The following is a 13,090-nucleotide window of genomic DNA, read 5'->3' on the forward strand; positions in this document are numbered from 1 at the left end:
CTTCCTTAGCGTCAAATCAGAACCGCCAGTCCAGGGTCAAACCCACGCCGTGGTCTTTTTCCCGGGAGCCGAGCAGCCCGTTGTAATCCAGGTTCAAACGGGTATCGCGGCCCAGCGCCAATCCGGCACGGACACCGACCACCGCGGCATCGCGGTCCATGGACACGCTTTGCACGCTGAACGCGGTGTTGCCGTTGACGAAGGCCAGGTGATCTTCGGAACGGGTGTTGCTCAGGTTGTGCTGCCAGCCGAGCGTGCCGGACAGTTCCAGCTGTTGCTGGTCGGACAACGCAATGGCTTTGCTCGCCCGCAGGCCAAGGGTCGAAAGCACCACGTCGCGGTTGTTCTCACCACCCTTGAGCGCGGCGGCATCACCTTTTTCGCTGAAGCTTTCAGTGTTCAAGTGCACATAAGCCAGATTGGCGAATGGCTCCAGAGCGATCGGTTGCAGGTCCAGGCGATACGCCGCTTCGGTGAACAGTTGCGCGGAGGTCGCATCGCGTTTGGACTTCTGCTTGCCGCTGACGCCGTTAAATTGCAGGTCACGTTTGACGTCAATGCGATGCCAGCTGTAAGCGCCACCGACGCTCAGGCGCAACGCGTCGATTTCATGGCCCAGGTAGGCACCCAAGTGGTAACTGTCGACCGAGGCCGACGAATGCGTGCCATCGCCCATGCTCAACGAGCTGTCGCTATAACCGGTGACGAAACCCAGTCGCGTATCTTCAGTGATCAAGCCATCGACACCGGCCAGCAGCCCACCGATGGAGCTGTTGGAACTGGCGTTGTCATGCCCGCCATCGCTCTTGCCCCAGGCGCCGAGCACTTTGAGCCAGGCGTTGCTGCGGTCATCAGTGGGTGCCCCGGCGTCGAACAAATCATGCTCACGCAGACGCTCGCCAACCGCATCGCGCAGGTAACGGCTGTCGTTGATCAGCAGCGTGCCGATTGCCGGATGAATCTCACCTGACAGTTGCTGGAATGCTTGTTGCGCGACAGCGGCGGTCGGCGACAGCAGCAGGGTTTCGTAGAGTGGATTGCCTGCGCCCAACTGCTCGGCGGCAGCGGCCACGGCGCGTTGGTTCGGGGTTTGGCCAACGCTGGTGAAAGACGTCGCGTTGCGCTCGACGGCGAGTTGAATGCCGCTAGCCGAGTAGTCGAGGGTGCCACCGAGGAACAAGTAGTCCGGCACCACCGCACCGAAGCGCCCTTCGATCCCACCGGCCGCTTGCAGAATGTTGTACTGATTGCCGAGCAGGGTTTTCGCTTCGCTGGTAGTCAGTAAAGTCGGGCTGTTTTCCAGGGACAGGCTGACGGTTGCGCCTTCGATGATCGCCTTGCCACCGGCGATGATCTGGTCACTGCTGGTGGGCGACAATTCTACGGCGTAGGTCGAACCAGGCTCGAAGGTCACGTCGCCAGCCACCTGCAAGGTGCCGATGGAATTGCCGGGCGCCACGGTACCGCCGCTTTTCGCGGTCAGCGCCGCGATGCTGCCGTTACCGCCGAGGATCCCGCTGTTATTGACGGTGACGGCCGACAGCAGCGAACCATTGATCGCCAATCGGCCCTGATTGACCAGGGTCGGGCCGGCGTAGGTGTTGGCGCCGGTCAGCACCAGTGTGCCGATGCCTTGCTTGGTCAGGCCGCCATGGCCGGAAATGTCGTTGCGCCACACGTCGAGCCCGCAGTGCACGTCATTGCACACACGCTCGGTGGGTTTGCCGGCATCGATGATCGCGCCGATACCCGGCAAGTCCGCGACAAACTGGCTGGAGCCGTAGGCGCCTTCGATGCGGAATTCCTCGGGAATGTCCTGCTCGGTCACGAACATCGCCGGGCCATCGATGCCTTTGCGCAGGTTGATCATGCCCCAGCCGTACAGCGAGTCGACGCCGGGTGCGCCGAGGTCGGTGGCGGTGGTGCGCAGCACACTGGCGACTTGCGCGCCCGTCATGTACGGGAAGCGTTCCATCAACACCGCCACTGAGCCTGCAACGTGTGGCGCCGCCATGGAGGTGCCGTTGTAATTGGCGTAGCCGGTGGTCAGGTCATCGGCGTTGGTGCCGCTGATAATCGAACTGTAGATCCGGCTGCCCGGTGCCGACACGCAGAAGCTCGCGGTGTAGCCGCAGCGCGACGAGAAGGTACTGATGTTGTAAGGGTCGGGGCTGCTGGTATCCGGATTCCTCTGCAACGCGGCGACGGTCATCCAGTTCGGCGCGATCTCCGGGACGAAGTAACCGAGGCCGGCGATGGCGTCCGGGTTGTTGAGGTTGTAGTCGTTGCCGGCGGCGAAGATCGTCACGATGCCACTGCGGGCCGCCGCGATGGCGCCGTCGTAGGCACCGCCGGGTTTGGTCCCAAGCAAGGTCTGGATCTCGTTGAACTGCAGTTGTGCGTCCTGCACGGTGAAGTGCGGGTACGCCGGGTCCCGACCACCCAGGTCGAAGCGGTCGGTGATACCGATGCCCCAGCTGTTGTTGATGATCCGCGCGCCGCTGGCGATCAGCGCGTCCCAACCGGCCTTGTACACCGCGCCATCGTTGCCGCGAATGATCCCGTCTTCAGGGCCCGGGTCGCCGTTGTCGGCGCTGATGATCTGCGCGCCAAACGCGACGCCGTGCATCGGGCCGCCATCGCGACTGCCCGCAGCGATCCCGCCAACGTGAGTGCCGTGGGCACCGAGTTTGCCGTTGGAGCCCACCGAGGGCGAACCGTCATAGAGAAAGGCATCCCCGGCTTTGACCGGAATGTACGGGTCGGTGTATTCGCGGATGCCGCTGGTGACCAGCGTGATCACCTTATTGGCCCCGGAAAACTCCGGGTGCAAGGCGTAAACCGGTTGATCGAAAATCCCCAGTTTCACGCCTTTGCCGGTGTAACCGGCGGCGTAGGCATCCTGAACATTGATCGCCCCGAGGCCCCAGTCAGCGTTGAACTCTGTGCTGCGCCAGCTATCGGGATCGCCTGTCCTGCCGTTTTCCACGTAGGGCGCCGCGTGTGCGGTGCCCAAGGTGGCCAATGCGCAGAGCAAGGCAAGATTGAGGGTTTTTAAACTAGTAAACGTGCTGCCCGACCGAGCGGGCGAATTGTTGTTTTCAGCTCTCATCCAGCGTCCATCCTTAGTTATGTTGCCAAAATCCTTTTGCCCTAAGGCCTGCCCAATCCTGCCGGTCAAGGCGCGGAACCTATGGGAGCGGGCTTGCTCGCGAAGAGGGAGTGTCAGTCGGCAATGCTGTCGCCTGACACCGCTTTCGCGAGCAAGCCCGCTCCCACATGAATTGCGCCAAGCTTTCTCGCCACAATCGGTGTTTACCGCGTTAAAACTGCCAATTGAGACTCAGCCCGACGCCATGGCTTTTCTCGCGGCTGGCCAGTTGGCCGGTGTAATCGAGGTTCAGCCGAACGTCCCGGCTCAAGGCCAGACTGACATGGGCGCCCACCAGCGCCGCATCGCGAACCAGTGGCGAGCTTTCCACCACGAACGGAGTGCTACCGCTGGCAAACGCCAGGTGTTCCTCGGAATCGGTGTTGCTCAGGTTGTGCTGCCAACCGAGGCTGCCGCTCAAATCGAGTTGTTGTTGGCCGGACAGCATCACCGTTTTCAGCGCGCGTACGCCCAAGGTACTGAGTACCGCGTCACGCCGTTCGCCACTGCTTTTGAGCGCCGCGGCGTCACCTTTTTCGGTGAAGCCTTCAGTGTCGAGGTGCACGTAAGCCAGATTGGCGAATGGCTCCAAGGCCAGTGCTTGCAGGTTCAAGCGATAGGCCGCTTCGCCGAACACCTGGGTGGTCCCGGCATCGACCTTGGCTTTCTGTTTGGCGCTGACGTCACCGTATTGCAGGTCACGTTTGACGTCGGCCCGATGCCAGCTGTAGGCACCACCGGCACTCAGATGCCAAGCGCCCATTTCGTGGCCGGCATAGGCGCCCAGGTGATAACTGTCGACCTGCGCTGATGAATGAGCTCCAGAGCCCATGCTGACCGAGCTGTCGCTATAGCCAGCGACCAGGCCCACACGGGTTTGGTCATCCACCGCGCCATCGACACCCGCCAACAAACCGCCAATCGAGGTGGTGTAGCCGGCGGTGTCATGGCTGTCATCGGTCTTGCCCCAGGCGCCCAATGCCTTGATCCAGCCATTGCTTTGGGAACCATTGGCTTCATTGAGACGCTCACCTACCGCGTCACGCAGATATCGGCTGTCGTTGATCAACACCGAACCCAGCGCCGGATAGATTTCCCCCGACAGCTGCTGGAAGGCCTGTTGCGCCGAACTGGCGGTCGGCGACAGCAACAGGCTTTCGTAGACGGCGTTACCCGCGCCAAGCCCTTCCACTGCGGCGGCGACGACACGCTGATTCGGCGTTTGCCCTACGCTGGCGAAGGTTGTGGCGTTGCGCTCCACGCGGAGCTGAATGCCGGTCGTGGCGTAATCCAGACTGCCGCCGATGAACAGGTAGTTGGGCAGCACCGCGCCGAACTGGCCTTGAATCCCGCCCGCCGCTTGCAAGATGTTGTACTGATTGCCCAGCAGGCTTTGCACTTGTTGGGTGCTAAGCAAGGTCGGGCTGTTTTCCAGGGACAGGCTCACGGCGGCACCGCTGATCGTGGCCGTACCGCCCGCAATAATCTGGTCGCTGCTGGTGGGTGACAGTTCGACGGCATAAGTCGAACCCGGCGCAAATATCACATCGCCGCTGACTTGCAACGTACCGATGGAATTACCGGGTGCCACGGTGCCACCGGTGTTGGCGGTCAAGGCAGCGATTCGTCCGTTACCGCCGAGGGTGCCGCTGTCATTGACAATCACCGCCGATGTCAGCGAGCCGTTCACCGCCAGCAACCCGCCATTGACCGTGGTCGGGCCGCGATAAGTGTTGTCGCCAGTGAGCATCAACCGCCCGGCACCGGACTTGATCAGGCTGCCTGCGTAGACTCGATTGGCGGCGGCGGAATCGCGAGCTGTGCCCACTGCGTAATCGGTCTGATCCTGCTGACTGGCGCCGGCCGAAACACCGTTCTCCCAGCCCTTGTCCTTCAATGTCTGTTGCCAGGCGCTGCGTTCGGCGGCGTCTTCGGCCTGACGCTGAATCAGCGCCTTGTCCGAAATGTCATTGCTCCAGACATCGCTCTGCCCTGCCCCCAGGTTGGCGTCAAACGCCCCGAGCAATTGCCCCGGCCCGCGCATCGCCCGCTCAAGATTGGCCACGCCCCAACCGATGCGCGTACTCGGTGCGTCGGTGACCGAACCGTCGAGCTGCGTTGCGGTGGTCAGCAGCACCTCAAGCGCCTGCTGATTGTTCATGTACGGATAGCGTTCCATCACCAGCGCCAGTGCCCCGGTGGCATGCGGCGCGGCCATGGAGGTGCCAGACTTGATCGCGTAACCGCCGCCGGGAATGGTGCTGTCGATCTTCGCGCCCGGCGTGGTGATGCACCAATACTTGGCGATCCCGCACTGGTTGTATTTCTGCTGATTGCTTTGATCCAGCCCCGACACTGCCAGCCAGTGCCCTTCGAGGTCCGGCTGAAAATACGGCAAGGCCGAACGCACGCTGGCATTCGGGTAGCCGCTGTTGCCGGCGCTGAACACATTGATCACACCGCGGCGTGAAACGTCGGCGGCGGCATCGAGCCAGGTGCCTTTGTTCCAGTGTTGGGCGTAGGCGGCGTGCAGGTCGTCGAGGGTTCGGTAGCTGACGTCCGGCGGCTGGCTGCCCCAGCTGTTGTTGATCGCGCGGACACCGGCATCCGCCAGGGCGTTATAGACCGCTGTGAAATAGCGCGGATCGGGGTTGGGACCGAACAGGAAACTGTCGTTCTTGTTGGTGTTGCCGACGTAGATTTGCGCGTTGTACGCCACGCCGTGCATGCCGCTGCCATCCCGGGAAGCGCCCATGGTGCCGGTGACGTGGGTGCCGTGGGAGTCGTTGTTGGTGTTGAGCGTGCCGTCGACGTTGAACGCTGAGCCGTCGACATAGCTGCCGCTGGCCGTCACCGCGTGATAACGGTCTGCGGCAAATTCGGGATGGCTGGCATCGAAACCGGAATCCAGCGCGCCGATCTTCACCCCTTTGCCGGTGATGCCGGCAGCATAGGCTTGATCGGCCTGCATGCGCGCCAGGCCCCAATCGCGCTGGAACTCCGTCGAGCGCCAACTGACGGGATCGCCGAGGGTGCTGGTTTCCAGGTAAAGCGCCTGGGCCGAGCCTGGCGCTGATGAAATCAGGAGCAATAGCGTGCCGACCGACATCGGCTTGATCTGTACGTCCATGTTCATGACTCTCGCTTTTTTTGTTTTTTGTAGGAACTGCCGCAGGCTGCGATCTTTTAGCGTCAGCAAGACGCCGGAAGATCAAAAGATCGCAGCCTTCGGCAGCTCCTACGGGGGTGTGCGATTTTCCATGTTCGGGCCCTGGCCGAAGGCCTCATCCACCTTGGCCAGGTCCTGCTCGCCCAGGGTGCCGGCGTAGTAGTGCAATTTGGTCCACGCCATCAAATAGTCGTAGCGTGCCTGGGCCAGATCCCGGCGGGTGGTAAACAGTTGTTGTTCGGCGTTCAGCGTATCGAGGTTGACCCGCTCACCGCCCAAAATGCTCTGTTTGGTCGAAACCACCAGCGCTTCGGCCGACACCAATGCCTTCTGATAAGCCCGCAATTTATTGACCCCCGACAGGCAGGCGCTGAACTGACGGCGTAGCTGGATCAAGGTTTCCCGGGTCTTGCCATCCAGCTCGTACTCGGCCTGTTCCATGGTGCGGCTGGCCTGACGGGTCGAGGCCGAGACCCCGCCACCGGCATACAACGGCATGTTGACTTCGATGCCGATGGTGTTGGTGTCGTAGCGCTGGTTGTAGGTGTTGCCGCTTTCCGATTCGTTCTGGCGTACCGAGGCGTAGGCGCTGACTTTTGGCAGGTGGCCGGCGCGGTTGCGTTCGACCTCGTAGCGCGCCACTTCCACCGCCTGACGCTGGGAGGCCAGGTTCGGGTTATTGGTCACCGCCATCTCGTGCCAGGTGTCGTAATTGGCCGGTTGCAGGGTGAACGTCTGGAAGTTCTGATCCAGCGGCGTCAGGTCGCCAATGTCGATGGCCGGCACGCCAATCAGTGCGCCCAGCTCACGCAGGGCCGCATCCTGTTCATCGCGCGCCTCGATTTCCTCGGCGGTCGCCAGCTCGTAACGTGACTCGGCTTCGAGGATATCGGTGCGCGTGCCCTCCCCTTGGCGGAACATCTGCTCGTTCTGCTGAAACTGCTGCTCGAAGGCTTTTTTCTTGGCCCGCGCGATGTCGATCTGGTCCTGAGCGAACAGCGCCTTGGTGTAATTCTCCAGGACGCGAACCAGCAGTTCCTGGCTCTTGCCCCGAAAGTTTTCGTCAGCGAACAACGATTGCGCCACGCCTTTGCGATACGCCGCGTAGGCCTCGTAATCGAGCAACGGCTGTTGCAGGGTCAAGGTTGAGCCGTAGCTGCTGTAGTTGCGATCATCACTGCGCCTGTCACCGCGCTCGTCCAGTTGAGTGACCTTGGAAGAGTTACGCCCCTTGTTGTAGTTGTAACCCAGCCTCGGCAACAGCCCGGCGCGGCCGATGGCACGGTTTTCAAGGCCTGCATCGCGTTCCTTGATGGCGCCGAGGAACACTGGATCATTGCGTAACGCTTGCTCATAAACGTCGAACGGCCCCATGGCCATCGCGCTGTTGCACGTCAGCAACGCCGCGGTCGCTGCGAGCAAAGAAAACTTATTCATACAGCCGAACATCCTTATTCCTCGGTCAACGCGGAGCCTGCCCGGTCGAGCAGCGGTTTGAACAGATAGTTGAGGAGTGAACGTTCACCGGTACGCACGAACATTTCTGCCGGCATGCCGGGCTTGATCACCAGACCGTTGAGTTTCTCCATGGCCTGGTCACTGACGCTGCTGCGCAGCACGTAGTACGGCACACCGGTTTTCTCATCGACCATCTGGTCGGCGGAGATCAGACTGACTTCGCCGGGGACTCGCGGGGTACGGCTCTGGTTGAACGCAGTGAACAGAATGTCCACCGGCAAGTGCGTGCCGACCTTGTCGATCAGGTTGATCGGCAAGTGCCCTTCCACTTCCAGGCGGGTACCTTGCGGGACGATCTCCAGCAGCGTGTCGCCCTGACGCACCACCGCGCCTTCGGTGTGAACCCCAAGGTTGACGGCGATGCCGTCGGCGGTGGCGATGATTTCGCTGTGTTGCAGGTCGAAGCCGGCGGAAGTCAGTTGCTCTTCCAGGGTCACGCTTTTGAGTTGCGCGTCGGCCAGTTGGCTGCGGACTTCCTTCTGGTATTCCTCGCTGTGCTGTTGCAGCTTGAGCCTGGATTCGAGGATGCCCTGCTCCACGCGGCCGCTTTCGCCAGTGTTCTCTGCCAGTTGTTGCTGTACTTGCGACAACTGACGCTGGTAATCCATCAAGCGGTTGCGCGGGATGTAGCCGTTGTCCGCCAAGGGCTGAAGATTGCTCAACTGTTGTTGCAGGGAGCTGGCCTGGGCCGTCAGGTCGGTGCGCGCGCGACGCATGCCGGCCAGTTGCGCACTGGCGCCTTCGATGTTGGCGCGCAGAGCAGCTTGCTCACGGGAAAAGGCTTCGCGACGGCTGCTGAACAATTGCCGCTGGCCTTCAAGCACCAAGGCCAGGCGCGGGTCAGGATCGTTGCTCAGCACGGCGGGGAAATTCACCTGCTTGAGGTTGTCCCGTTCACTCTGCCAGCGAGCCAGGCTGGCCCACGCCATGCGGTACTGCGCTTGCAGCGATTGCACGTCAGCCGCGACTTGGGTCTGGTCGAGGCGAAACAGCGGTTGCCCCTGCTTCACCACTTGGCCTTCGCGCACCAGAATCTGGCTGACCACGCCGCTGCTCATCGATTGCACGGCCTTGCGCTTGCCCGAGACCACCACGGTCCCTTGCACCGGAATTCCTTGATCGAGCGGCGCAAGGCTCGCCCATGTGAAGAAACTACCGGCGCCGGCAATCGCCAGAATCCAGCCCATGCGGGCGAAGAAACGCGCGTCGCGCTCAGGACGTTCGGCGGTGTAGTCGTGTTCCATGGTCGCTTCGCTGTCGTCGTTCATGCGTGCGCTGCTCATACACCCGAATTCCTTGTCGTGGGCTGATACTGCCGGCTCATGCTGAGCCCGCCCGGTGCCTGCGCAGGTTTTTCACGTTGTTGCTCCTGAGCGCCTGACTGATTACCGGCAAGTGCTTTGAGCACTTCCTGGCTTGGGCCGAAGGCCTGCAAGCGACCTTCGTTGAGCACCAGCAACTTGTCGGCCTGGGCCAGGGCCGAAGAACGATGGGTGACCAGAATCACGCTGGTGCCCCGGGCTTTCATGTGCGCGATGGCGCCGGCCAGCGCGGCTTCGCCGATGGTGTCGAGGTTGGAGTTCGGCTCATCCAGCACCACCAGACTCGGATTGCCATACAGCGCGCGAGCCAAAGCCACACGTTGCTTCTGGCCACCGGACAAGCCGCTGCCGTCCTCGCCAAGCACCGTGTCGTAGCCCTGCGGCATGCGCAGGATCAGTTCATGAACGCCAGCCTGTTGCGCGGCTTCGACGACTTTTTGCGGATCTGCCTCACGGAATCGGGCGATGTTTTCGGCGATGCTACCGCTGAACAATTCGATGTCTTGTGGCAGATAACCGATATAGGGGCCGAGGTCGTCGCGGTTCCAGCGATGAATGTCCGCGCCGTCGAGGCGCACCGTGCCGCCGAGCGTCGGCCAGACGCCGACCAGCACCCGGGCCAGGGTCGATTTACCGGAGCCGGAAGCCCCGAGCACGCCCAGCACTTCCCCGGCGCCCAGGTTGAAATTGACCATGTGCAACGTCGCTACCCGTTGCGCTGGCGGGCCGGCGCTGACTTGTTCGAACGTGATCTGACCTTTCGGCGCCGGCAGCGCCATGGCCTCGTCAACCGGCGGGTAGGCTTGCAGCAAGGCGTCGAGACGGCGGTAAGCGAGTTTGGCGCCGCTCCACTGTTTCCACACGGCGATCAACTGATCGATGGGGCTCAGTACCCGGCCCATCAGGATGGAACCTGCGATCATCATCCCGGCGGTCATATCACCCTTGATCACCAGCAAGGCGCCCAGCCCCAGCACCAGAGACTGCAGGCACAGGCGCAGGGTTTTGCTCAGGGAACTGATGACCGCGCCAGTGTCGCTGGCCTGATTCTGCAAGCCGAGAAAACGCGAGTGCACCCCAAACCATCGCTTGCGCAAGACACCGAGCATGCCCATGGCCTGAATGGTTTCGGCGTTATGCAGGTGACTGGTGGCCAGCTGGCTGGATTTCTGGGAAAACCCTGCTGCTTCACCCAAGGGCTTTTTGGTCATTGCCTCGTTGAGGCAGGCCAGCCCGATCAGCAGTGCCGCGCCTGCGGTGGCCAACACCCCGAGCCAGACGTTGAACAGAAAAATCACAAACAGATAGACCGGAAACCACGGCGCATCGAAAAAGGCAAACAGCGCCGGGCCGGTGACGAATTGGCGAATATGGGTCAGGTCGCCCAGGGATTGCCCCGCGTTGCCCTCGCCCTTGAACAGGTTGCGCTCGAAAGCGGCTTGATATACCCGCAGGTTGAAACGGCGCTCCAGTTGGCTGCCGATACGGATGACAATGAAGCTGCGCACGATCTCCAGCAGACCGATGAAGGCAAAGAACCCGACCACCATTAACGACAACATCGCCAGTGTGGTTTCGTTTTGCGAAGACAGTACCCGGTCATAGACCTGAAGCATATAAATCGACGGGACCAACATCAGCACATTAATCAGTGCGGTAAAACACCCGACGCTGATCAGGATGCTTTTATAGTCGCCCAGTGCCTTGAATAACGGTGCGGTGGCCGGGCTCTTCGCCATCTTCATTGGTTTTTCCTGAGGTATTAATCCTCGCCTTACTTGGCGAGGTTGCAATTAACTGTCCGCACATGGCCGAGACATTATTTTGCCGGTTATCGCTTGCACATTAATAACAACTCTTTGAGTTCCTCAGAGCGTTCCGACTATTAATGTGCCGCTTATAACGGCAATGATTATTTTTATTCAGTCCGACATTACTTACTTAATGCGCTGCGCGTTCAAGCATAATGATCAGACCTGATTTCAAGGTGCTTTTATAAAGCCCCTCATGCTGTCGGCTGAAAAACACAATTTTCGAGCCTTCTTTACCGGTCACGGCAATGCCATCCGGTTCCGGGAACCAGCCGATCGCCGACTCGTTCAGCCAGGCACCGAGGCACTCGGCACCCTCACCCAGGGTCTGGTTCAATTTGAGCTCGATCGAGCAAACATTCGACGGCTTGTCCTGCAGCGCCTGGGACTCGGGCGAATCTTGCGCGGTGTTCAAGGTGGCCTGCCATTTCCCGGCAAGTTCCGACGGGTCGGCTAATTTAAGACTGCGTGCCATGGCTACATCTCCAAGAAACATCATCAGCGTCGCCAACAGCCACGCGGTTGCTTTGTAGGTAAAAGCGTTCTGGATCATAGGGCGTTTTACTCATGGTTATAGCCTTACTCATAGCATCTGCCGTTCAAGAGACAGAGAGCGGCGCGTCAAGCGCCGCCCTCCTTTTTTGCCTTGAATCAGGCCACGATGTCCGAGAACGCCGCCTGTCCAACGGTGCTGACCAGGAAGTCAGCCACGCCGTGCCCGGAGAAGTCCACCGACAACAGACTGTTGCCGCCCGAAGAGGTCAACATTGCATCGCCTGCCGCACCGGTGAACGAATTCACGAAGTGCAGGCCCGCGCCGTTGGTGATGCCGGTCAGGTCGATCTTGTCCAGGCCACTGACAAAATCGAGGATCTGGTCGACGGTACCTGGCTTGGAGTCGCTGCTGGCCGCGAACACAAAGGTGTCCGAACCCGAACCGCCCCACAGTTTGTCCGCACCGCCCGCGCCGAAGAGGATGTCGTTGCCGGCACCGCCCTTCAGTTCATTGGACACGCCGTTACCGATCAGCAGGTCGCTACCCGAACCGCCAATCGCGTTCTCGACGGTGACACCCTTGGCGATGGACACGTTGCCCACCATGCCGCCAACGTCGGAGAACGAGGCCTCATTGAGGTTGATCTTCTGGTTTTGGGTAAAGCTGGAGAAGTCCAGGGTGTCCTTGCCGCCCGCATCCCAGACCGAGAACACGACTTTGTCCGACGACGAAGACGCACTCAGGAAGTCGCGACCGGCGTTGGAGTTGAAGCCGTAGGTGGTGTCACCGGTACGGGTGGTGGTGTTGGCACCGTAGAGTTTCTGGATGGCGGCGATATCGTCCATCAGCGGGCCGGACGCATAGGCTTCCACACCGCCCTTGCTGAAATTCTGGTCGGTATTGCTTTCACTCCAGTAACTCATGACGCTGTAGCCGCGGGTGTCTTCCCCGTAGGTCGCGTCATTGTAAGTGGGTGCGCCTTCACCAGCGTTGTAGTCGCCAGGGTGTGCCAGGCCCAGGGTATGACCGATTTCGTGGGTCAGGGTCTGACGACCGTAATTGTTCAGGTCCGGCGTCTTGTTCGGCGTATAGCTGCTGTTGGTCAGGTACCAGGAAGTACCGTCATAACCTGCACCCGTGCCAGGCAGGTAGGCGAATGCCGCCGCGCCGTCCTGACCGCCGCTGTAGTTACCGAAGGTCATGTGACCGTCACCGCCGGAGGACTTCTCGGTGAAGGTGACATTGGCCACGTCGGCCCAGGATTGCATGGCGAGCGCGGCCTGGGCTTTCTGTTGTGCGCTGAACTGACTGAACCCGGTGATGCCGTGCTTGTTCATGGTGCTCGACGAAGCCGAGGTCAGGAACGTATAGGTAAGTTCGATTTTGCCGCTGCCGTCCTTGTCCAGGTAAGCAGCGCCGTCACGCAGCAGCTGGGTAGCAGCCTCGTCGACGGAGAAGGAGGGTTTGCCATTGACCGTGAGATTGCCACCCCGATCATACTGATGGCTGAAACTATCGATCTGGTTGTAGGCGGAACTGGGTGCAGCCAGCGCTTGCAATGGCGCAAAGGCCTGTTCGGCAAGATCAATAGCGTTGTCTTTTACTTTCGACATAAACACACTT

The 13,090-nt window shown here is 60.8% G+C and carries 7 protein-coding genes; all 7 read right to left on the bottom strand.

Annotation, left to right across the window (positions count from 1 at the left end):
- Positions 1-16: 16 nt before the first annotated feature.
- The 7 genes from AB4O41_RS02200 to AB4O41_RS02230 all read right to left on the bottom strand — a co-directional run bounded on the left by AB4O41_RS02200 (position 17) and on the right by AB4O41_RS02230 (position 13,080).
- Positions 17-3,112, bottom strand: coding sequence for an autotransporter domain-containing protein (locus tag AB4O41_RS02200; RefSeq protein ID WP_460146005.1), 3,096 nt, complete (start codon positions 3,110-3,112; stop codon positions 17-19).
- A gap of 211 nt (positions 3,113-3,323) precedes the next feature.
- Complete coding sequence (gene eprS, locus AB4O41_RS02205) at positions 3,324-6,281, bottom strand: autotransporter serine peptidase EprS (protein WP_460148253.1); 2,958 nt, start codon at positions 6,279-6,281, stop codon at positions 3,324-3,326.
- A 108-nt stretch (positions 6,282-6,389) separates the two neighbouring features.
- Positions 6,390-7,769 (bottom strand): TolC family outer membrane protein, encoded by a 1,380-nt coding sequence (locus AB4O41_RS02210; protein ID WP_460146006.1) that lies wholly within the window; start codon positions 7,767-7,769, stop codon positions 6,390-6,392.
- Positions 7,770-7,771: 2 nt separating this feature from the next.
- The gene (locus AB4O41_RS02215) at positions 7,772-9,121 is read right to left on the bottom strand and encodes an HlyD family type I secretion periplasmic adaptor subunit (protein ID WP_460146007.1); all 1,350 of its coding nucleotides are present in this window, start codon (positions 9,119-9,121) and stop codon (positions 7,772-7,774) included.
- The gene (locus AB4O41_RS02220; RefSeq protein WP_460146008.1) at positions 9,118-10,905 is read right to left on the bottom strand and encodes a type I secretion system permease/ATPase; all 1,788 of its coding nucleotides are present in this window, start codon (positions 10,903-10,905) and stop codon (positions 9,118-9,120) included. The genes AB4O41_RS02215 and AB4O41_RS02220 overlap by 4 nt, the downstream gene beginning before the upstream one ends.
- Before the next feature lie 196 nt (positions 10,906-11,101).
- The gene (locus AB4O41_RS02225; protein WP_460146009.1) at positions 11,102-11,524 is read right to left on the bottom strand and encodes an AprI/Inh family metalloprotease inhibitor; all 423 of its coding nucleotides are present in this window, start codon (positions 11,522-11,524) and stop codon (positions 11,102-11,104) included.
- A 98-nt stretch (positions 11,525-11,622) separates the two neighbouring features.
- Positions 11,623-13,080 (bottom strand): serralysin family metalloprotease, encoded by a 1,458-nt coding sequence (locus tag AB4O41_RS02230; RefSeq protein ID WP_460146010.1) that lies wholly within the window; start codon positions 13,078-13,080, stop codon positions 11,623-11,625.
- Positions 13,081-13,090: the final 10 nt, after the last annotated feature.

The organism is Pseudomonas sp. S2_A02, from assembly GCF_054668495.1.